Here is a 19463-nt window from a genome sequence, read left to right as displayed (position 1 = left end):
CGAAGCGGGCTGTGCAACTGGCCGGTTTTGTCCAATGGAGTGTTTATGGCAGTCAAGGTTCTGGTGGTAGACGACTCCGGCTTTTTTCGCCGGCGCGTCTCGGAAATTCTTTCCTCTGACACAACGATTCAAGTGGTCGGCACCGCCACCAACGGCAAGGAAGCGATCGAGCAGGCCCTGGCCCTCAAGCCCGATGTGATCACCATGGACTACGAAATGCCGATGATGGACGGCATTACTGCCGTTCGCCACATCATGCAGCGCTGTCCGACGCCGGTTCTGATGTTCTCCTCGCTGACGCACGAAGGCGCCCGGGTCACCCTGGATGCGCTGGATGCGGGTGCGGTGGATTTCCTGCCGAAGAACTTCGAAGACATCTCCCGTAACCCCGACAAGGTCAAGCAGATGCTGTGCGAGAAGGTGCACAGCATTTCTCGCAGCAACCGTCGCTCCACCGGTTTTGGTGCGGCAGCCGTTGCCGCGCCTGCTGCCCCGGCCCCTGCGCCAGCCCCGGGCGCATTGCGCAGTCCGGCCCCGACGGCAGGGACGGCGCGTACTGCACCGGCTCGTCCTCTGGCCGGGACGTCCAGTCACGCTGCCCCCGCTCATCATGCGTCGGCGCCTGCCACGCACCACTCGCCGGCGCCCAAGCGCAAGGCCTACAAGCTGGTCGCCATCGGCACCTCGACGGGTGGCCCGGTTGCGCTGCAGCGCGTGCTGACTCAGCTGCCCGCCAATTTTCCGGCTCCGATCGTGCTGATTCAACACATGCCTGCGGCGTTCACCAAGGCCTTCGCCGAGCGCCTCGACAAGCTGTGCCGCATCAGCGTCAAGGAAGCCGAAGACGGCGACATCCTGCGTCCGGGGCTGGCGCTGCTGGCGCCTGGCGGCAAGCAGATGATGGTCGACGGCCGTGGTGCGGTGAAAATCCTGCCGGGTGATGAGCGCCTCAATTACAAACCGTGCGTCGACATCACCTTTGGTTCAGCGGCCAAGTCCTACGGCGACAAAGTGCTCGCGGTGGTGCTGACCGGCATGGGCGCCGATGGTCGCGAAGGCGCGCGTCTGCTCAAGCAGGGCGGCAGTCATATCTGGGCGCAGGACGAAGCCAGCTGCGTGATCTACGGCATGCCGATGGCCATCGTCAAAGCCGATCTCGCGGACGCCGTTTACAGCCTGGACGATATCGGGCGTCACTTGGTCGAGGCGTGTCTGTAATGGATGTTTTGACGCTTATCGGGATCATTCTGGCGTTCGTCGCCATCATCGGCGGCAACTTTCTGGAAGGCGGCCACCTGGGTGCCTTGCTCAACGGGCCCGCTGCGCTGATCGTGCTGGGCGGCACCCTCGCAGCCTGCCTGTTGCAGACGCCGATGAGCGCCTTCAAACGCGCGATTCAGATCTTCGTCTGGATTCTGTTCCCGCCGCGCATCGACCTGGCCGGCGGCATCGACCGTGTCGTGTCGTGGAGCCTGACGGCGCGTAAGGAAGGCCTGCTGGGCCTTGAATCCGTGGCCGATGGCGAGCCCGATGCGTACTCGCGCAAAGGTCTGCAATTGCTGGTCGACGGTGCCGAGCCGGAAGCCATTCGCAGCATCCTGGAAGTGGACTTCATGACCCAGGAAAGCCGCGACATTCAGGCGGCCAAAGTGTTTGAAAGCATGGGTGGCTACGCGCCGACCGTGGGCATCATCGGTGCGGTCATGGGCCTGATCCACGTGATGGGCAACCTTGCTGACCCGAACCAGTTGGGCAGTGGCATTGCCGTTGCGTTCGTGGCAACCATCTACGGCGTGGCCTCGGCCAACCTGATCCTGCTGCCGGTGGCCAACAAGCTCAAAGCCGTTGCCATTCGTCAGTCGCGTTACCGTGAAATGCTCCTCGAAGGCCTGCTGTCCATTGCCGAAGGCGAGAACCCGCGTTCGATCGAGTTGAAGCTGCAAGGCTTCATGGAGTGATGGACTGATGGCCCGTCGACGTCGCCACGAAGAGCACGAAAACCACGAACGCTGGCTGGTGTCCTACGCCGACTTCATCACGCTGCTGTTCGCGTTTTTTGTGGTCATGTACTCCATCTCGTCGCTCAACGAAGGCAAGTACAAGGTGCTGTCCGAAGCGCTGGTCGGCGTGTTCAATGAAGCCGAGCGCAGCGTGAAGCCGATCCCGATCGGCGAGCAGAAACCGCAGACCGTTCGGCCAGCCGATCCCCTGGTTCAAGACAGCGAGCAGACCGACGCCGCCTTGGGGCAGGGCGCACAGGACCCGTTGAAATCCATCGCCGATGACGTGATTGCCGCGTTCGGCGATCTGATCGCCTCCAAGCAGATGACCGTGCGCGGCAACGAGCTGTGGATCGAGATCGAGCTCAACTCCAGCCTGCTGTTCGGCAGCGGCGATGCCATGCCCAGCAACCTGGCGTTCGACCTGATCGACAAAGTGGCGAAAATCATCAAGCCGTTCGACAACCCGATTCACGTCGAAGGCTTCACCGATGACCAGCCGATCAATACGGCTCAGTTCCCGAGCAACTGGGAATTGTCCTCGGCACGTTCGTCGAGCATCGTGCGCATGCTGGCCATGGACGGGATCAATCCGGCGCGCCTGGCGTCGGTCGGTTACGGTGAGTTCCAGCCGCTGACGTCCAACGCCACCGCTGATGGCCGTGCGCGCAACCGCCGTGTGGTGCTGGTGATTTCTCGTAACCTGGACGTGCGCCGCAGCCTGACAGGCTCTGGCACCGCGGCCAATGCGAAACCGGATGCTGCACTGCGCCGTGCTGGCACACAAACTGCACCTGTCCCAGCCAAGCCGTCGCAAGGCGTCAAATCTTCGTCATCTGCCCCTTAATTCTCGGTCACCGTTTGGGTCCGGGGGGAAAACGAACACATGAGAGTCTGGGCAGTAGCCAATCAGAAAGGCGGGGTCGGCAAGACCACCACCTCAATCGCTTTAGCCGGGTTGCTGGCCGAGGCGGGCAAACGCGTGGTCGTGGTCGACCTGGACCCTCACGGCTCGATGACCAGTTATTTCGGCCACAACCCTGACGCGCTGGAACACAGTTGCTTCGACCTGTTCCTGAATAAAGGCGCCGTGCCCGATGGCTTGCCCGGTCAGCTGTTGTTGCCCACCAGTGACAAACGTATTTCCCTGCTGCCTTCCAGCACCGCGCTCGCCACCCTTGAGCGCCAGTCGCCGGGTCAGAGCGGGCTGGGCCTGGTGATTGCCAGGAGCCTTGCGCAACTGTGGCAGGATTTCGATTACGCCATCATCGACAGCCCGCCGTTGCTGGGCGTGTTGATGGTCAACGCGCTGGCGGCCAGCCAGCAACTGGCGATTCCGGTGCAGACCGAGTTCCTGGCGGTCAAGGGCCTGGAGCGCATGGTCAACACGCTGGCGATGATCAACCGTTCGCGCAAGGTTCCGCTGCCGTACACCATCGTGCCGACGCTGTTCGACCGCCGCACGCAGGCGTCGATGGGCACCTTGAAGTTGCTGCGCGACAGCTTCCCTGAACATGTGTGGAACGCCTTTATTCCGGTGGACACGCGCTTGCGCGATGCCAGCCGTGCGGGCGTCACGCCGTCGCAGTTCGACAGCAAGAGCCGGGGTGTGCTGGCGTATCGGGCGCTGCTCAAGCACATGCTCACCGAACAGCTTGTGGGACAGGTGGCCTGACATGTCCGCTGATCGTTTTATCCCGGGCAACGCGCCTGCGCGCTCAAGTCGGCCCGTTGTTCAGCCGATATCGGGTATAGGCGGTAATCGCATCACTTATTTTCGGGCTCCCGTATGAACCGCCCTCTGGACATCGCATCACGACCGCAACTGGCGCTGCAGAACTACCTCGACGCGTTGCTTCAGGACGCCACCGAAGAACTGGAAGTCGTCGAAAGCATTGATGAGTTTCAAGCGGCCGTGCTCGAAGAGCAGGCCCATGATGCACGCATGCGCTCGGCCGTTGCCGAAGCCGTTGCGGCGGCCGTGCCGGTCAGCCGACCTGCGCCGGTGTCGCTGGCGTTTACGCCTGACGCCAGGCCTGAGCCGGCTCGCGAGACAGCACCGGTGGCCAGACCGCTTGCTGAACCCGTGACGACCACATTATTGAAAGCGCCGGTTATTTTGCCGCCGGTGATCGCGCCGCCCGTTGTCGCTCCTGCCGTCGTCGAACCGGCTGCTGCGGAACCGACAGTGGCGCTGGTCGAGCCCGTGGCCGAGGTGCACTTGCCGGCGCAACGCACGCCAACGCCGCCGCCGACGTCCGATGAGCGTCCGGCCTGGGCAGACGAGCCGTTCGAATGCCTGCTGTTCGATGTCGCCGGGCTGACCCTGGCGGTGCCGCTGGTGTGTCTCGGTTCGATCTATCCCTTGGCTGGGCATGACCTGACGCCGCTGTTCGGGCAACCGGACTGGTTCCTCGGCATCCTGCCGAGTCAGGCCGGCAACCTGAAAGTGCTGGACACCGCGCGCTGGATCATGCCGGACCGCTACCGCGATGACTTCCGTCAGGGTTTGCAGTACGTCATCTCGGTTCAGGGCTACGAGTGGGGACTGGCGGTGCATCAGGTCAGCCGTTCGCTGCGCCTGGACCCGAAAGAAATCAAATGGCGCACCCATCGCGGTCAACGTCCGTGGCTCGCCGGGACCGTGATCGAACACATGTGTGCGTTGCTTGACGTTTCCGAATTGGCCGAGCTGATTGCCAGCGGTGCGGTCAAGCAGATGCAGGCGCGTAAATAAACACCATCAAATAAACACAGGCCGGTGCTGAACGCGTCGGCCGCACAGCACAATACGCAAGGGGTTAGGGGTATGAAGAAGTCGTCAGCACAGGGTTCCGAAGATCCGATTCTGCAGTGGGTCACCTTCCGCCTGGACAACGAAACGTACGGCATCAACGTGATGCAGGTTCAGGAAGTGCTGCGCTACACCGAGATCGCGCCAGTGCCGGGTGCGCCAAGCTACGTGCTGGGCATCATCAACCTGCGTGGCAATGTGGTCACCGTGATCGACACCCGCCAGCGCTTCGGCCTGTCGCCGGTTGAAGTCAGCGACAACACGCGTATTGTGATCATCGAGGCCGATAAGCAAGTGGTCGGGATCCTGGTCGACAGCGTCGCTGAAGTGGTTTACCTGCGTCAGTCGGAAGTCGAAACCGCGCCGAACGTGGGCAACGACGAATCCGCGAAATTCATCCAGGGCGTCTGCAACAAGAACGGCGAGCTGCTGATCCTCGTGGAGCTGGACAAAATGATGTCCGAGGAAGAGTGGTCCGAGCTGGAGAACATCTGATTGATTCTTGAGGTTGCGGTCATTTTTCTGGCGGTGTTGTGGGTCGCGACGGTTGCGATGTTCATGGCCCACACCAAACGTCTACGTACACTGGCCACGCAGCAGGTCGAAGCCGACTCGCTGCGTGATCAGCGCATCCGCGAACTGGCCCGTCGCCTGGAGAACTACCAGGGCGGTACGGTGAAGATGGGCGAGGATCTGCACGAACTGCGCTCCATCGTCGCGCCGCTGCCGGACAAGATCACCGCGCTCGAACAGCGCGACCCTTCCACCCTGTCGTTTGCCCAGGCCGCACGCCTGGTCAGCATGGGCGCCAGCGTCGACGAACTCACCCAGTCCTGCGGCCTGACCCAGGCCGAGGCGCAGTTGATGAGCAAGTTGCACGGGAATAATTGATAGCGGGGTTGTTGGTTCTGCCGTTGTTGGGCACGGTGTGTATATCCGTTTCTTCGGTAACGGATGCCACTGCGCATCGCCTGCGTTCGGCCTGCACCCACGTCGCGTTCTGCGGCGCCTGACATTTCTCGCAACACGATCAGAAGCGAGCGCCTATCCAGGCTTCGCCCCGATCGTGTAGGAGCAGTCGGAGGTTACGACGGCCGCGAAAGCGGTGGATCAGACACACCGCCTTCGCATCGGGATAGCACCTATCAACGCGGTGTAATATCCCGCTCAACCGGCTGCGGATCCTGATCAAACCCCACCGGAAACTTGCCCTTCAGGTGCCAGGCAAACGCGATGATTTCGGCGATGGTCAGGTACAGCTCTTTGGGAATGCTGTCGCCCAGTTCCAGGCGCGCGAGCATTTTCACCAGTTCGGCGTTTTCGTAGATCGGGACGTTGTACTCGCGGGCGATGGCCAGGATCGCTTCGGCCAAGGCGTCGTCGCCCTTGGCCGTGAGGGTAGGGGCTTGCTGGCCGTCGTAGCTCAGGGCAATCGCCTGCCGCGGATTCTGTTCGGTGTTCATCAGGCGTTCTCGTCGATCCAACGTTGTTCCAGCACCGTGCGCGGCCCATGGGTCGGTGTACCACGGTTGCACTCCAGTTCCTTGACGTTCAGGCCGACCGCCACCAGGCGGGCGCGCAGGTTGTCCAGCTCGCCGGAAATCAACGCCGCGCTGCCCTCGCGCTCCGCCCACAGCTGACTGGACAGGTTGCCGGCGATGAGCTGTGCCTGCACCTGCAACGGGCCCAGCGGTTCCAGATCGAAGGCCAGTTCGACGCGCCAGAGCTTTTCCTTTTCCGTGACGTCTTGTGCCGCCGTCTCAGGCGCGTCTTCACGCTCCGGGGTGTCTTCGCGCTGAACCCTGACCTGCAGCGGCACAATGTCGTGGGCGTTGCGCATGGGGATTTCCAGCTGCCAGGTCGTGACCTGAGTGCCATCGGCGTTGGTGCGGGTCTGTTCCAGTCCGCCCAACTGATGGCTTTGCAGGCGCGAAATAGCGCCTGCAGCCAGTTTGAGCAGGGTTTCCAGATCGTCCTTGCTGTCCGGGCTGCCCAGCGTGCGTGCCGGTAATGGAAAGTTGATCGGCACGTTCGGCGCAGCGACCAGTCCCAGCGTTCCCAGGGCATTGCGAATCACGCTGGGCATCGCCCGGGCGAGGGTATTGGCGGCCGCGGCGCCGTCGTAACTGACGTTGCCCGGCAAACCCGGAAGGATCTGCGCGATGACACGCAGCAGATTCGCTTTCAGGTCTGGCACCAGGGTCGGGTTTTCCCCTGCCAGCAGGCGCGACTCCATGAACAGGCCACTGGCGTTTAGCGCCTGCGCCACACCTTTGGCGGTGGTCAGTTGTTGCACATCCGGCAGGTCTGCGAGCAACTGATCAATGCTGGCGCGCAACGACGGTGGCAGATTGTCCTGGCTGTTCGTTGCGGCAGGCGGCAGGTTCTGTAGGGCGGTCAGCAGGCTCTGCAACGAGCCTTGCCGGCTTTGTTGGGTCGACAGTTGCTGGGCCAGCGCCAGCTCGTCCAGTCGATTGGGCATGGCGATGAAGTTCAGCGCCTGGCTGTTCTGAACCTGCGCGCTGAGCAAACTGCCCACGCGCAAAGGCTGTGGGCTATCAACGGTCAGGCTGCTGCCCGCCAGCGCGGTATTCAGCAACATGACAATGGAGCGGTAGTTCGCGGTCGGCGTTGCGGTGCTGCCTGCGGGTTGCCCTGCCAGTTGCGCGACGTTCTGGGCCATGACTTGCGTCGTCAGCACCTTGCCTTGCAACAGCGTGCCCGCAGGCAGTTGGCGGGTGTCGATGCTGGTCAGGCTGTTGGCGATCGCTTTCTGCAGATCCTGCACGCTGATCGTCAGGGTATCGGCCGAACCCTGGGCAACGTTGACGTTGGTGCCGGGCGTCAGCGGAAGGGTGCTGCTGACGGGCAGGGTGGTTTGCTGGCCATTGTTCATGGTGAGCTTGAGCAGCAGCTGAAAATCCTGGCCAAGCTGCTTGAGGCTGACCACTTCGGCGTTCGCGACTTGACCGGAATTCAGCAGGCCCGCGCGTGGCTCCATGAGCTTGAGCACTTCGCCCGGCGGAACGCCTGCGCGTAACAAGGCGGTGGCCGCCGCTACTGGAGAAAGATTGGGTATGTCGCCTGTCATCAGATCCCGACTCGGTAAAGGTGCGCTCTGGGCCGCCAGTCCTGGAAGCTATCGCCGTTTCAGCCTGCGAACGGCAACAGCGCCTATCTATGTATAATCCTGCGCCGACGTCATCGGCGGGCTACCGTTAAGCTGCATCAGTATAACGGCCGTCACAACGTTGACTTGAACCGCCGTGCACACCTGCTATCCGAAAAGAAGGTCCCCATGTCGATCCCTGTTCTTGAAGCCGTGTCGCTTGCTTGCGAGCGTGACTGGCGCCTGCTGTTCGAGAAGCTCGACCTGCGGCTGGCGGCGGGTGACATGGTGCAGATCAGCGGCCCGAACGGCAGCGGCAAGACCAGCTTGCTGCGCCTGTTGAGCGGCCTGATGCAGCCCACGGACGGCGATGTGTTGCTCGACGGTAAACCTCTGTCCCAGCATCGCAGCGAACTCGCCCGCAACCTGTTGTGGATCGGCCATGCCGCCGGTATCAAGGAACTGTTGACCCCGGTTGAAAACCTCACCTGGCTGTGCGCCTTGCACCACACTGTCGAATCCGATGCCATCTGGCACGCCCTTGACGCGGTTGGACTGCGCGGTTTCGAAGATGTCCCGTGCCATACGTTATCGGCTGGACAGAAACGCCGTGTCGCGTTGGCCCGCCTGTATTTGCCAGGGCCGGCGCTGTGGATGCTCGATGAGCCCTTTACCGCGCTGGACAAACAAGGCGTGGCGCAACTTGAAGCGCATCTGGCCGATCACTGCGAAAACGGCGGCACCGTGGTGCTGACCACCCACCACACGCTGAGCCGCACACCGGCCGGTTACCGCGATCTGGACCTGGGGCAGTGGGCCGTATGAGTCATGTGTTCACCTTGCTGATCGCCCGCGAAACCCGCCTGCTGTTTCGCCGTCCTGCCGAACTGCTCAACCCGTTGGTGTTCTTCGCGATCGTCATCGCGTTGTTTCCCCTGGCCGTTGGGCCAGAAGCGCAATTGTTGCAGACCCTGTCACCGGGGCTGGTCTGGGTGGCCGCCTTGTTGTCGGTGCTGTTGTCGCTGGATGGCCTGTTTCGCAGCGACTTTGAAGATGGTTCACTTGAACAGTGGGTGCTTTCGTCGCACCCTCTGTCTTTGCTGGTGCTGGCCAAGGTCCTGGCGCACTGGATGTTCTCCGGTCTGGCGCTGGTGCTGCTGGCACCGCTGCTGGCACTGATGCTGGGACTGCCGACCGCGTGCCTGCCGGTGCTGCTGTTATCGCTGTTGCTGGGCACACCGGTTCTGAGCCTGCTGGGGGCGGTGGGTGCCGCGTTGACGGTGGGCCTCAAGCGCGGCGGTTTGCTGCTGGCGTTATTGATTCTGCCGCTGTACATCCCGGTGTTGATTCTGGGCAGCGGCGCGTTGCAGGCTGCACTTCAGGGCATGCCTGCGACCGGCTATCTGCTTTGGCTTGGCAGCCTGACCGCACTGGCTATAACCCTGACACCTTTTGCAATTGCCGCTGGCCTGAAAATCAGCGTTGGCGAATAATCAGGTTCTGACCGATCGGACAAGTTTTAATCTTCAGAACCACAGGACGCTTCACTCAATAGAAGCGCCAGAACAGAACCAGACTATGAAAAGCACCGTGATGAAAAGGCAGCGTGATGAACACAAGCGCCAAGGCTAAAGGCGGTATCAGTTGGGCCTGGTTCCACAAACTGGGCTCGCCGAAATGGTTCTACGGCATCAGCGGCCGCTTGCTGCCATGGCTGAGCATTGCCGCCGCGTTGCTGATCGGCATCGGCGTGGTCTGGGGCCTGGCGTTCGCGCCGCCGGATTACCAGCAAGGCAACAGCTTTCGCATCATTTATATCCACGTGCCGTCCGCGATGCTCGCGCAATCCTGCTACGTGATGCTGGCCGTGTGTGGCGTGGTCGGTCTGGTGTGGAAGATGAAGATGGCCGATGTCGCGCTGCAGTGCGCCGCGCCCATCGGCGCCTGGATGACGGCCTTGGCGCTGGTCACCGGCGCCATCTGGGGGAAACCGACCTGGGGTTCGTGGTGGGTCTGGGATGCCCGACTGACCTCCATGCTGATTCTGCTGTTCCTGTACTTCGGTCTGATTGCGCTGGGCAACGCGATCAGTAATCGTGACAGCGCCGCCAAGGCCTGCGCGGTGCTCGCGATCGTGGGCGTGATCAACATCCCGATCATCAAGTACTCCGTGGAGTGGTGGAACACCCTGCATCAGGGGGCGACCTTCAGCCTGACCGAAAAACCGGCGATGCCGGCTGAAATGTGGCTGCCGCTGCTGTTCACCGCGCTGGGGTTTTATTGCTTCTTTGGGGCAGTGCTGCTGGCGCGGATGCGTCTGGAAGTACTCAAGCGCGAGTCCCGCGCCACCTGGGTCAAGGAAGAAGTCTTGAAGCGCCTCGGGCAATCCCCTCGACAAGGAGCCGGGCAGTGAGTTTTGAATCGTTCGGCGATTTTCTCGCCATGGGCAAACACGGGCTGTTCGTCTGGACCGCCTATGGCATCTGCTTCACCGTACTGGCGATCAACGTCGCGTCACCGCTGTTGGCGCGTCGGCGTTACCTGCAACAAGAGGCGCGCCGTTTGCGCCGGGAGAGCAACACGTGAATCCGCTGAGAAAAAAGCGACTGTTGATCATCGTGGCGATTCTCGCCGGGGTCGGCATCGCCGTGACGCTGGCGCTCAGCGCCCTGCAAGAGAACATCAACCTGTTCTACACCCCGACCCAGATTGCCACTGGCGAAGCGCCCCATGACACCCGCATTCGCGCCGGTGGCATGGTCGAAAAGGGCTCGCTGCAACGCTCCGCCGATTCGCTGGACGTGACCTTCGTCGTGACCGATTTCAACAAGTCGGTAACCATTACCTACCGCGGCATCCTCCCGGACCTGTTCCGCGAAGGGCAGGGCATCGTTGCGTTGGGCAAGCTCAATGCCGACGGCGTGGTCGTCGCCGATGAAGTGCTTGCCAAACACGATGAAAAATACATGCCGCCTGAGGTCACCAAGGCCTTGAAGGACAGCGGCCAGTCAGCACCCGGCGCGGCGGCCCAGCCAGGCGCTCTCCCGGAAAAGCAGGGGTAAACCATGATTCCCGAACTCGGCCATCTGGCCATGATCCTGGCGTTGTGCTTTGCCGTCGTGCAGGCCATCGTCCCGTTGTTCGGCGCCTGGCGCGGTGATCGGTTGTGGATGGGCCTCGCCCAGCCAGCGGCCTGGGGCCAGTTCGCCTTCCTGCTGTTTTCGTTCGGGTGCCTCACCTACTCGTTCATGGTCGACGACTTTTCGGTGACCTACATCGCCGAGAACTCCAACAGCGCCTTGCCGTGGTACTACAAGTTCAGCGCCGTCTGGGGCGCGCACGAAGGGTCGTTGCTGCTCTGGGCCTTGATCCTGGGCGGCTGGACCTTCGCGGTGTCGGTATTCTCGCGTCAATTGCCGCAAGTCATGCTGGCGCGGGTGCTGGCGGTCATGGGCATGATCAGCGTCGGCTTCCTGCTGTTCCTGATCCTCACCTCCAACCCGTTCAGCCGCCTTCTGCCACAGATCCCGCAGGACGGTCGCGACCTCAACCCGTTGCTGCAGGACATCGGCCTGATCGTTCACCCGCCGATGCTGTACATGGGGTACGTGGGCTTCTCCGTGGCTTTCGCTTTTGCCATCGCGGCCTTGCTCGGTGGACGTCTCGATGCGGCATGGGCACGCTGGTCGCGCCCCTGGACCATCGTCGCCTGGGCGTTCCTGGGCATTGGCATTACGCTGGGCTCGTGGTGGGCGTATTACGAGCTGGGCTGGGGCGGCTGGTGGTTCTGGGACCCGGTGGAAAACGCCTCGTTCATGCCCTGGCTGGTCGGCACGGCGCTGATTCACTCGCTGGCCGTGACGGAAAAACGCGGCGTGTTCAAAAGCTGGACCGTGCTGCTGGCCATCGCCGCCTTTTCGTTAAGCCTGCTGGGGACGTTCCTCGTGCGTTCCGGCGTGCTGACATCGGTCCACGCCTTTGCGTCCGATCCTGCACGCGGCGTGTTCATCCTGATCTTTCTGTTGATGGTCGTCGGCGGCTCGTTGACGCTGTTCGCCATCCGCGCGCCGGTGGTGAAAAGCCACGTGGGTTTCGGTCTCTGGTCGCGGGAAACCTTGCTGCTGGGCAATAACCTGGTGTTGGTGGTCGCAGCGTCGATGATCCTGCTTGGCACGCTTTATCCGCTGGTACTGGATGCATTGAGCGGGGCGAAGATGTCGGTCGGCCCGCCGTACTTCAACGCGCTGTTCGTGCCGCTGATGGGGCTGCTCATGGCGGTGATGGCGGTGGGCGTGCTGGTGCGCTGGAAAGACACGCCGATCAAGTGGTTGCTGAGCATGCTCGCGCCGGTGCTGATCGGCAGTGCGGTATTGGCGGTGATCGCCGGTTTCGCCATGGCCGATTTCCACTGGGCGGTGCTCGCCACCTGCCTGTTGGCCGCCTGGGTGCTGCTGGCCGGGGTGCGTGATCTGCTGGACAAGACCCGCCACAAAGGTTTGCTCAAGGGCATGCGCTCCCTGACCCGCAGTTATTGGGGCATGCAAGTCGCACACATAGGCATCGCGGTGGTTGCACTGGGCGTGGTGCTGTCGAGCCAGAACAGCGCCGAACGCGACCTGCGTCTGGCCCCTGGCGAGTCGGTCGAACTGGGCGGCTATATGTTCGTGTTCGACGGCGCCAAACACGTTCAAGGTCCCAACTTCACCTCCGACAAAGGCACCATTCGTGTGCTGGAAAACGGTAAGGAAGTCACCGTGCTTCACCCGGAAAAACGCTTGTACACCGTTCAGCGCTCGATGATGACCGAGGCCGGTATCGACGCCGGTTTCACCCGCGATCTGTACGTTGCGCTGGGCGAGCCGCTGGACAATGGCGCGTGGGCCGTGCGCGTTCACGTCAAACCTTTCGTGCGCTGGATCTGGTTCGGTGGTCTGATCACCGCGCTGGGCGGATTGCTGGCAGCGCTGGACAAGCGCTATCGGGTCAAGGTCAGAGCGAAAGTGCGTGATGCACTCGGGTTGTCGGGAGCGGCGGTATGAAGCGTTGGGTGTTATTGATTCCGCTGGTGCTGTTTCTGGGCATGGCAGTGTTTCTCTACAGAGGCCTCTATCTGGACCCGTCGGAGCTGCCGTCGGCGCTGATCGACAAGCCATTCCCGGCGTTTTCCCTGCCGGCCGTGCAGGATGGCAAACCGCTGACGCGGGAGAACCTGCTGGGCAAGCCGGCGCTGGTCAACGTGTGGGGCACGTGGTGCATCGCCTGCCGGGTCGAGCACCCGGTGCTGACCAAACTGGCCCAGCAAGGCGTGGTGATCTACGGCGTCAATTACAAGGACGTCAACGCCGACGCCTTGAAGTGGCTCAAGGACTTTCACGACCCGTACCAACTGAACATCAACGATGAGGCCGGCAGCCTGGGCCTTAATCTTGGGGTGTACGGTGCGCCGGAAACCTTCCTGATCGACCGCAAGGGCATCATCCGTTACAAGCATGTGGGCGTGATCGATGAGACGGTCTGGCGGGAAAAACTCGCCGGTCTGTATCAAGGGCTGGTCGACGAGGACAAGCAATGAGGCCTCTTGAAGATGCAGTGACAGCGTGGGCCTCTTCGCGAGCGAGCTTGCTCCCACAGGTGGGGCGGCGCTTGTTTGCGATGGTTTTGCTGATGCTGGCAAGTGCGAGCATTGCTCAAGCCGCCATCGACGCCTACACCTTCAAAGACGAAGCCGAACGCGCCCGTTACACCGAGTTGACGCGTGAACTGCGTTGCCCGAAATGCCAGAACCAGGACATCGCCGATTCCAACGCGCCCATTGCTGCTGACCTGCGTAAAGAGATCTATCGCATGCTTGGCGAAGGCCAGAGTAATCAGCAGATCATCGATTTCATGGTCGACCGTTACGGCGAGTTCGTACGTTACAAGCCTGAGCTGAACGCGCACACCTGGCTGCTGTGGTTCGGTCCTGCCGGGCTGTTGTTGGGCGGTGTGCTGCTGATTGGCGTGATCGTTGTGCGTCGTCGCGGCCAGCGCAGTGAAGACGCCGATGTGCTTTCCGACGAGGAGCGTCAGCGCCTCGCCCACCTGTTGGATAAAAACCACGAATGATCGATTTCTGGCTAGCGGCCGGCCTGCTGTTGCTGGTGGCCCTGAGTTTTCTGCTGATTCCCCTGGTGCGCGGCCGTCGCGCTCAAAGCGAAGAAGATCGTACCGCTCTTAACGTCGCCTTGTATCAGGAACGTCTGGCCGAACTGCAAGCGCAGCAGGCTGAAGGGGTCTTGTCGCCCGCGCAACTGGACAGCGGTCGGGCTGAAGCCGCCCGTGAGTTGCTGGCCGACACCGAAGGCGCCGCGCCCGAGCGTGTCTCGCGCCTGGGCAAGCCGCTGCCGTTGCTGGTCGCGGTGCTGGTGCCCGTGCTGGGGCTGGGGCTGTACCTGCATTTTGGTGCGAGCGACAAGGTCGAGCTGTCACGTGAGTTCGCGCAGCCTCCGGGCTCGCTGGCGCAAATGACCAATCGTCTGGAGCGTGCGGTCAAGGCCCAGCCGGATTCGGCCGAGAGCATTTACTTCCTTGCCCGCACGTACATGGCGCAAGACCGGCCGGCCGACGCGGCGAGCATGTTCGAGCGCGCGGTGGGGCTGGCAGGGCGTCAACCCGAGTTGCTTGGGCAATGGGCACAGTCCCTGTACTTCGCCAGCAACAAAACCTGGACGCCTCAGGTTCAGGCGCTGTCCGACGAGGCGTTGAAGCTTGATCCCAAAGAAGTCACCAGCCTGGGCCTGAAGGGCATCAATGCCTTCGAAGGGCAGCGGTATCAGGAGGCGGTGGATTACTGGAAGCGCCTGCTGGCTGTGCTGCCGCCCAACGATCCCTCGCGTTCGGCGCTGGAAGGTGGCATTGCGCGCGCCAGTGACAAGTTGGTGCAGAACGGCGGCACCGTAGAGGACACGCCACCGGTCGCCGCTCAAGGTGCGCGGCTCAAGGTTCACGTCACGCTGTCCGATGCGCTCAGAGGCAAGGTGGAGCCGGGCGACACGGTCTTCATCTTCGCCCGCGCCGTGTCCGGTCCGCCTGCGCCGTTGGCAGTCAAGCGCGTGACCGTGGCTGACCTGCCGGTGGACGTTGAACTGACGGACGCTGATGCGATGATGCCGCAGCTGAAACTGTCGAACTTTCCGGAAGTCCAACTGGTTGCCCGGGTATCCCGTGCAGGCCAGCCCACCGCCGGTGAGTGGATCGGTCGCAGTCAACCGTTGCCCAGTAACGTGACTGCCCGACAGGCCTTGACCATTGACAGCCCCGATCAGTAACCCTGATCCGTAGAGAGCCTTCGCTTATGTATCGCGTCGCACGATTTGCCTTGTTAAGTGTGGTGGTGGCGCTGAGCGCCGCGTGTGCGGTCCAGCGCCCTGGCCCACAGAGTTCAGAGCCGATTCCGACCATCCCGGGGCCGTCACCGACGCCTCAGCCGGGAACCCCGCGCACGACGCCACAGACGCCGCCGTCAATGCCGATTCCTTCGGGCCCCAAAACCTCCGCTCACTTCGCGCCACCGCCAGGCGGCAACAGCCATTGGGATGCCCGGCTGGGCGTGCATGTGCTGGATAACGTGCCGAACACCTTCTACCGTCAGCGCACCTATTACCGCTGGAACAACGGCTGGATGTGGTCCACCTCCCCAAGCGGCCCTTGGCAGGAGACCGATTCCAGTGGCGTGCCACCGGGGTTGAGTAAGCAATTCGGGAATTAAAGAGCGTCTGGCTTATGGCAGATGTGTCTTGATGGTTTATCAGTGGGAGCAGTCGGAGGTTACGACGGCAGCGAATGCGTTGGGTCTGTGAGATAGATGGGTGCTGACCCACCGCATTCGTCCGAGTGCGGCCCAGACCCTCGTAACCTCCGACTGCTCCTACAGGTTAATTTGTCGTTTCTGGTTTCGGCGCAATTTGATCGTTCCCACGCTCCGCGTGGTCACGCGTTGATTGACGCTCTGCGTCAAAGGACGTCGGACGCAGAGCATGGGAATAATCAATCCCCATGCGGTACAAGGCCTTGCGCGATGTGTGGGCAGATGAGATTCCAGTGGGAGACGTCGGAGGTTACGACGGCAGCGAACGCGGTGGGTCAGTGAAATGAATGTGTGCTGACCCACCGCATTCGTCCGAGTGCGGCCCAGACCCTCGTAACCTCCGACTGCTCCTACAGGGTGTCTGGCGTTTTTGGTTTCTGTGCGATCCATAAAGGCCCCGGCCCCTGACTACGAAACAAAAACGGCGACCTCTTCAGGTCGCCGTTTTTGCATCCAACCCAGGCTTACTTGGCCGGGTAGATGTCGTCGAACACGCCACCGTCGTTGAAGTGGGTCTTCTGGACGGTGCGCCAGTCACCGAAGGTTTTCTCGACGTTGAGGAAGTCGACTTTCGGGAAGCGGTCGGTGTATTTCGCCAGGATTGCCGGGTCACGCGGACGCAGGTAGTTGTTGGCGGCGATTTCCTGGCCTTCTGGCGACCAAAGGTACTTCAGGTAGTCCTCGGCCAGGGCGCGGGTGCCTTTTTTGTCGACGACCTTGTCCACCACGCTTACCGGCGGCTCGGCCTCTGCGGAAACGCTCGGGTACACCACTTCGAACTGATCGCGGCCGAATTCGCGGGCGATCATTTCCGCTTCGTTCTCGAAGGTCACCAGCACGTCGCCGATGTGGTTGGTCATGAACGTAGTGGTGGCACCACGGCCGCCGGTGTCCAGCACGGGCACGTGGCTGAACAGCTGGCCGACGAATGCCTTCGCGGCCGCTTCATCTCCGCCGTTTTTCAGGGTATAGCCCCAGGCCGAGAGGTACGTGTAGCGGCCGTTACCCGAAGTCTTCGGGTTCGGCACAACCACTTCAACGCCATCCTTGATCAGGTCCGGCCAGTCTTTCAGGGCTTTCGGGTTGCCTTTACGCACGATGAACACGGTGGCCGAGGTGAACGGCGCGCTGTTGTTCGGCAGGCGGGTGACCCAGTTGTCCGGCACCAGTTTGCCGTTGTCTGCCAGCGCGTTGATGTCAGTGGCCATGTTCATGGTGATCACGTCAGCCGGCAGGCCATCGATGACCGAACGCGCCTGCTTGCTCGAACCGCCGAAGGACATCTTCAGGGTCACGTCTTCCTTGTGCTCGGCTTGCCAGTGCTTCTGAAAGGCGGCGTTGTAGTCCTTATAGAAATCGCGCATCACGTCATAAGAGACGTTGAGCAATTCGGGCGCGGCGTGGGCGGCACTGCCAAACGCCAGTCCGGCGGCCAGCAGGGAGGCGGAGAAGAGTTGTTTCACTGCAAATTCCTGTGTCGTGTCAAAAAGTTATTCTTATATAAAAAGCGATGGCTAATCGCCGCGACTATAACGAAAACGGGCAGTCGACCCTAGATTAAAAACGTCTGTGCTTATGCCTTGTCCGCAGGCTCTCTGGCTGAAATCGAGTCCACTTTCGGGAACAGCGCGTTCCCGCAACGCGAGCAAAACGCAGCGGCAGGTTCATGGCTGTGTTTGGCGCACACCGGGCAATCGTGCTCAATCTGATCGCCGCGCATGGCATTGGCCAGCTCTGCAGTAAATATCCCCGTGGGCACGGCGATGATTGAGTAACCGGTGATCATCACCAGCGACGACAGTATTTGCCCCACCGGCGTCTTGGGGACGATGTCGCCGAAGCCCACCGTGGTGAGCGTGACAATCGCCCAATAAATACCTTTGGGAATGCTGGTGAAGCCATGCTCCGGCCCTTCGATGACGTACATCAAGGTGCCGAACACGATGACCAGCGTCGACACTGTGACCAGAAAGACGATGATCTTCTGTTTGCTGCCGCGCAGCGCCGCCAGCAGGTAATTGGCCTGTTTCAGATAAGGGCTGAGCTTGAGCACGCGGAAGATTCGCAGCATCCGCACGATACGTACGATCAGCAGGTACTGCGCGTCGCTGTAATAGATCGCGAGGATACCGGGCACGATGGCCAGCAGGTCGATCAGGCCATAGAAGCTGAAGGCATATTTGAGTGGCTTGGGTGAGCAATACAGGCGAAGGATGTACTCGACCAGAAACACCAAGGTGAAACCCCACTCAATGTACGCCAGAACGTCGGCATAACTGCGGTGCACGGCTTCGATGCTGTCGAGCACGACGATCAGCAGACTGCTGAGAATGATCAGCAGCAGGAGTTTGTCGAAGCGTCGACCGGCCTTGGTGTCCGTTTGAAAAACGATGATGCGTAGCTGTTCGCGCCAGCCGGTGTTGCTGTCCATGGGGCATTTCCGAGTGCAAGGTCGCAAGAGCCTGTGACAAACCGCTCAGGAGCGCAACCGCAGATCGTTGGCCGATTGCTTCAACAGCCTGCTGGTGGCCTGAACCAGCCAGCACGCCAGAATGAACGGCGCGGTCAGCGTCGCCAGCCCCAGCCCCGAGAAACCCGGTTGCAGGACAATCGCCAGCACAATCGCAATGCCAGGCAGCCAGGGTTTATAGCGCACATGACTGAACGCCAGCGCCGCCAATGCCGGGTTATAACCGCAGAGCCCCAGCAGTGCGAGATTGCTTTCCTGTTGCCACACTGCGAAGGCGACTCCGCTGATGCAGCCCACCGCCGCCCACAACGCGGCGGTACGGTTGGCGATGAGCAAACCGATCCCGATCAGCACGCCTGCCAGTGGGTGATCCAGCAGAAACACCTGACCCAGACCTGCGGGCAATGCCTGAATCAGCGTGGCGTCGGCGGGCGGCGGGTTCGGCAGCGGCGCGGCGAACACCAACAGCACCCAGCTGAACAGCACGAAAGGCGCTGTATACGCCTTGAGGCAGGAGGCACGAGGCGCGCGTTGCAGCCAGGCGTGCATCAGCATCGCGCTGAGCCCGCCACAGGCGATGATCAGCAATGGCAACAGCGGGGACCATTCGAATCGGTAACCGATCAGCAAGCCCAGCAGCACGCCGTTGTAGCTGTAGACGCCGGACTGGCGTTCGGGTTTGGCGTAGCCGCGCCGTTGAGCCGTGAGCAAACCGGCCACCGCGCCGAGCAATGCGCCGCCGAGGGAGGAGGGCGCACTGATCAGAATCGCGAGCAGGCAAAACAGACCGCACACGGGATTGCGTTGCAGCAGCACCTGACTGAAGCCGTTAAGCAGGGCTTCGGCCCAGTCGGGGCAATGGGAGGAGGGGGCAGCGTTCAGGGTTTCCATGGATGTATTCAATAATTGTTCTTATTGTATACATAGTGGCTGAGCGCGTTGCCATGAGCAAGTCCCTGCGTGGATGACGGTAGGCACCGATTTGTATGGTGTGCATTTCCATTATTTGGGGTGACGCTGATGGTTTGGTCTGTCCTAACGTCCAAACTGTTCCGCCTTCGGCGGGTTACTTGAAAAGACCCCAAGTAACCAAGGGTTGAACTGACCCCCGAAAGTTGGACAAACTACAGACTCATTATCTGGCTTCGAAATTGTACCGGACTGAGGCCGTTGAGCTTCATGCTGATCCGCTCGTGGTTGTAGTAATGGATGTACTCGTCGAGCCCGGCTTCTAATTGCTCAAC

General features: G+C 61.5%; 23 protein-coding genes. 17 read left to right on the top strand and 6 right to left on the bottom strand.

Going from position 1 to position 19463, the window contains the following annotated elements; all coding sequences use genetic code 11:
- Positions 1-45: 45 nt before the first annotated feature.
- From BLS87_RS32655 to BLS87_RS32625, 7 genes are all read left to right on the top strand, one after another.
- Complete coding sequence (locus BLS87_RS32655) at positions 46-1218, top strand: protein-glutamate methylesterase/protein-glutamine glutaminase (RefSeq protein WP_074759337.1); 1173 nt, start codon at positions 46-48, stop codon at positions 1216-1218.
- Positions 1218-1958 (top strand): flagellar motor protein, encoded by a 741-nt coding sequence (locus BLS87_RS32650; protein ID WP_074759336.1) that lies wholly within the window; start codon positions 1218-1220, stop codon positions 1956-1958. Before BLS87_RS32655 ends, BLS87_RS32650 begins: the two co-directional genes overlap by 1 nt.
- A 7-nt stretch (positions 1959-1965) precedes the next feature.
- Positions 1966-2847, top strand: coding sequence for a flagellar motor protein MotD (gene motD, locus BLS87_RS32645; protein ID WP_074759335.1), 882 nt, complete (start codon positions 1966-1968; stop codon positions 2845-2847).
- 39 nt (positions 2848-2886) lie between these two features.
- Positions 2887-3675: a ParA family protein gene (locus BLS87_RS32640; protein WP_074759334.1), complete on the top strand. Its 789-nt coding sequence runs from the start codon at positions 2887-2889 to the stop codon at positions 3673-3675.
- Positions 3676-3789: 114 nt separating this feature from the next.
- A complete protein-coding gene (locus BLS87_RS32635) occupies positions 3790-4737 on the top strand; it encodes a CheW domain-containing protein (protein ID WP_074759333.1) in 948 nt (315 codons plus the stop codon).
- Positions 4738-4809: 72 nt separating this feature from the next.
- The gene (locus BLS87_RS32630; RefSeq protein WP_074759332.1) at positions 4810-5289 is read left to right on the top strand and encodes a chemotaxis protein CheW; all 480 of its coding nucleotides are present in this window, start codon (positions 4810-4812) and stop codon (positions 5287-5289) included.
- Positions 5290-5685: a DUF2802 domain-containing protein gene (locus tag BLS87_RS32625; RefSeq protein ID WP_074759331.1), complete on the top strand. Its 396-nt coding sequence runs from the start codon at positions 5290-5292 to the stop codon at positions 5683-5685.
- A 254-nt stretch (positions 5686-5939) separates the two neighbouring features.
- On the opposite strand, the gene BLS87_RS32620 is transcribed toward BLS87_RS32625, so the two are convergent.
- The gene (locus BLS87_RS32620) at positions 5940-6257 is read right to left on the bottom strand and encodes an EscU/YscU/HrcU family type III secretion system export apparatus switch protein (protein ID WP_074759330.1); all 318 of its coding nucleotides are present in this window, start codon (positions 6255-6257) and stop codon (positions 5940-5942) included.
- On the bottom strand, positions 6257-7885 hold the full coding sequence (gene fliK, locus BLS87_RS32615) for a flagellar hook-length control protein FliK (RefSeq protein ID WP_074759329.1): 1629 nt from the start codon (positions 7883-7885) through the stop codon (positions 6257-6259). Before fliK ends, BLS87_RS32620 begins: the two co-directional genes overlap by 1 nt.
- Positions 7886-8092: 207 nt before the next feature.
- Here fliK and ccmA point away from each other — a divergent pair, with 207 nt between their 5' ends.
- The 10 genes from ccmA (at position 8093) to BLS87_RS32565 (ending at position 15650) form a co-directional block, all read left to right on the top strand.
- A complete protein-coding gene (ccmA, locus tag BLS87_RS32610; protein ID WP_074759328.1) occupies positions 8093-8728 on the top strand; it encodes a cytochrome c biogenesis heme-transporting ATPase CcmA in 636 nt (211 codons plus the stop codon).
- A complete protein-coding gene (gene ccmB, locus BLS87_RS32605) occupies positions 8725-9396 on the top strand; it encodes a heme exporter protein CcmB (RefSeq protein ID WP_074759327.1) in 672 nt (223 codons plus the stop codon). Before ccmA ends, ccmB begins: the two co-directional genes overlap by 4 nt.
- Positions 9397-9512: 116 nt before the next feature.
- Complete coding sequence (locus tag BLS87_RS32600; protein ID WP_167362136.1) at positions 9513-10316, top strand: heme ABC transporter permease; 804 nt, start codon at positions 9513-9515, stop codon at positions 10314-10316.
- The gene (gene ccmD / locus BLS87_RS32595; protein WP_074759326.1) at positions 10313-10489 is read left to right on the top strand and encodes a heme exporter protein CcmD; all 177 of its coding nucleotides are present in this window, start codon (positions 10313-10315) and stop codon (positions 10487-10489) included. The genes BLS87_RS32600 and ccmD overlap by 4 nt, the downstream gene beginning before the upstream one ends.
- On the top strand, positions 10486-10965 hold the full coding sequence (gene ccmE / locus BLS87_RS32590) for a cytochrome c maturation protein CcmE (RefSeq protein WP_074759325.1): 480 nt from the start codon (positions 10486-10488) through the stop codon (positions 10963-10965). Before ccmD ends, ccmE begins: the two co-directional genes overlap by 4 nt.
- A gap of 3 nt (positions 10966-10968) precedes the next feature.
- Positions 10969-12942, top strand: coding sequence for a heme lyase CcmF/NrfE family subunit (locus tag BLS87_RS32585; RefSeq protein WP_074759324.1), 1974 nt, complete (start codon positions 10969-10971; stop codon positions 12940-12942).
- On the top strand, positions 12939-13475 hold the full coding sequence (locus BLS87_RS32580; RefSeq protein WP_074759323.1) for a DsbE family thiol:disulfide interchange protein: 537 nt from the start codon (positions 12939-12941) through the stop codon (positions 13473-13475). The genes BLS87_RS32585 and BLS87_RS32580 overlap by 4 nt, the downstream gene beginning before the upstream one ends.
- Positions 13476-13555: 80 nt before the next feature.
- A complete protein-coding gene (locus BLS87_RS32575) occupies positions 13556-14008 on the top strand; it encodes a cytochrome c-type biogenesis protein (RefSeq protein WP_074759343.1) in 453 nt (150 codons plus the stop codon).
- On the top strand, positions 14005-15210 hold the full coding sequence (gene ccmI / locus BLS87_RS32570; protein WP_074759322.1) for a c-type cytochrome biogenesis protein CcmI: 1206 nt from the start codon (positions 14005-14007) through the stop codon (positions 15208-15210). Before BLS87_RS32575 ends, ccmI begins: the two co-directional genes overlap by 4 nt.
- A 26-nt stretch (positions 15211-15236) precedes the next feature.
- The gene (locus BLS87_RS32565) at positions 15237-15650 is read left to right on the top strand and encodes a hypothetical protein (RefSeq protein ID WP_074759321.1); all 414 of its coding nucleotides are present in this window, start codon (positions 15237-15239) and stop codon (positions 15648-15650) included.
- A gap of 563 nt (positions 15651-16213) precedes the next feature.
- Here the strand turns inward: BLS87_RS32565 and BLS87_RS32560 are convergent.
- The 4 genes from BLS87_RS32560 to BLS87_RS32545 all read right to left on the bottom strand — a co-directional run.
- Positions 16214-17212 (bottom strand): sulfate ABC transporter substrate-binding protein, encoded by a 999-nt coding sequence (locus BLS87_RS32560; RefSeq protein WP_074759320.1) that lies wholly within the window; start codon positions 17210-17212, stop codon positions 16214-16216.
- Positions 17213-17322: 110 nt separating this feature from the next.
- Positions 17323-18180 carry an ion transporter gene (locus tag BLS87_RS32555; protein ID WP_074759319.1) on the bottom strand — a complete coding sequence of 286 codons (858 nt, stop codon included), beginning with the start codon at positions 18178-18180 and terminating at the stop codon, positions 17323-17325.
- 45 nt (positions 18181-18225) lie between these two features.
- Positions 18226-19110: an urea transporter gene (locus BLS87_RS32550; RefSeq protein ID WP_074759318.1), complete on the bottom strand. Its 885-nt coding sequence runs from the start codon at positions 19108-19110 to the stop codon at positions 18226-18228.
- 233 nt (positions 19111-19343) lie between these two features.
- A partial coding sequence (locus BLS87_RS32545; protein ID WP_143024435.1) for an IS3 family transposase occupies positions 19344-19463 on the bottom strand: 120 nt, incomplete at its 5' end.

The organism is Pseudomonas abietaniphila (assembly GCF_900100795.1).
Classification (GTDB): Bacteria; Pseudomonadota; Gammaproteobacteria; order Pseudomonadales; family Pseudomonadaceae; genus Aquipseudomonas; species Aquipseudomonas abietaniphila.
The sequence above is the reverse complement of the archived record's forward strand: the minus strand, read 5'-3'. Positions and strand labels throughout refer to the sequence as shown.

Excerpts from the sequence above, each read along its gene's own strand:
- BLS87_RS32655 (WP_074759337.1), top strand. The coding sequence starts at position 46 with ATGGCAGTCAAGGTTCTGGTGGTAGACGACTCCGGCTTTTTTCGCCGG.
- BLS87_RS32650 (WP_074759336.1), top strand. The coding sequence starts at position 1,218 with ATGGATGTTTTGACGCTTATCGGGATCATTCTGGCGTTCGTCGCCATC.
- motD (WP_074759335.1), top strand. The coding sequence starts at position 1,966 with ATGGCCCGTCGACGTCGCCACGAAGAGCACGAAAACCACGAACGCTGG.
- BLS87_RS32640 (WP_074759334.1), top strand. The coding sequence starts at position 2,887 with ATGAGAGTCTGGGCAGTAGCCAATCAGAAAGGCGGGGTCGGCAAGACC.
- BLS87_RS32635 (WP_074759333.1), top strand. The coding sequence starts at position 3,790 with ATGAACCGCCCTCTGGACATCGCATCACGACCGCAACTGGCGCTGCAG.
- BLS87_RS32630 (WP_074759332.1), top strand. The coding sequence starts at position 4,810 with ATGAAGAAGTCGTCAGCACAGGGTTCCGAAGATCCGATTCTGCAGTGG.
- BLS87_RS32620 (WP_074759330.1), bottom strand. The coding sequence starts at position 6,257 with ATGAACACCGAACAGAATCCGCGGCAGGCGATTGCCCTGAGCTACGAC.
- fliK (WP_074759329.1), bottom strand. The coding sequence starts at position 7,885 with ATGACAGGCGACATACCCAATCTTTCTCCAGTAGCGGCGGCCACCGCC.
- ccmA (WP_074759328.1), top strand. The coding sequence starts at position 8,093 with ATGTCGATCCCTGTTCTTGAAGCCGTGTCGCTTGCTTGCGAGCGTGAC.
- ccmB (WP_074759327.1), top strand. The coding sequence starts at position 8,725 with ATGAGTCATGTGTTCACCTTGCTGATCGCCCGCGAAACCCGCCTGCTG.
- BLS87_RS32600 (WP_167362136.1), top strand. The coding sequence starts at position 9,513 with ATGAACACAAGCGCCAAGGCTAAAGGCGGTATCAGTTGGGCCTGGTTC.
- BLS87_RS32585 (WP_074759324.1), top strand. The coding sequence starts at position 10,969 with ATGATTCCCGAACTCGGCCATCTGGCCATGATCCTGGCGTTGTGCTTT.
- BLS87_RS32580 (WP_074759323.1), top strand. The coding sequence starts at position 12,939 with ATGAAGCGTTGGGTGTTATTGATTCCGCTGGTGCTGTTTCTGGGCATG.
- BLS87_RS32575 (WP_074759343.1), top strand. The coding sequence starts at position 13,556 with ATGGTTTTGCTGATGCTGGCAAGTGCGAGCATTGCTCAAGCCGCCATC.
- ccmI (WP_074759322.1), top strand. The coding sequence starts at position 14,005 with ATGATCGATTTCTGGCTAGCGGCCGGCCTGCTGTTGCTGGTGGCCCTG.
- BLS87_RS32565 (WP_074759321.1), top strand. The coding sequence starts at position 15,237 with ATGTATCGCGTCGCACGATTTGCCTTGTTAAGTGTGGTGGTGGCGCTG.
- BLS87_RS32555 (WP_074759319.1), bottom strand. The coding sequence starts at position 18,180 with ATGGACAGCAACACCGGCTGGCGCGAACAGCTACGCATCATCGTTTTT.
- BLS87_RS32550 (WP_074759318.1), bottom strand. The coding sequence starts at position 19,110 with ATGGAAACCCTGAACGCTGCCCCCTCCTCCCATTGCCCCGACTGGGCC.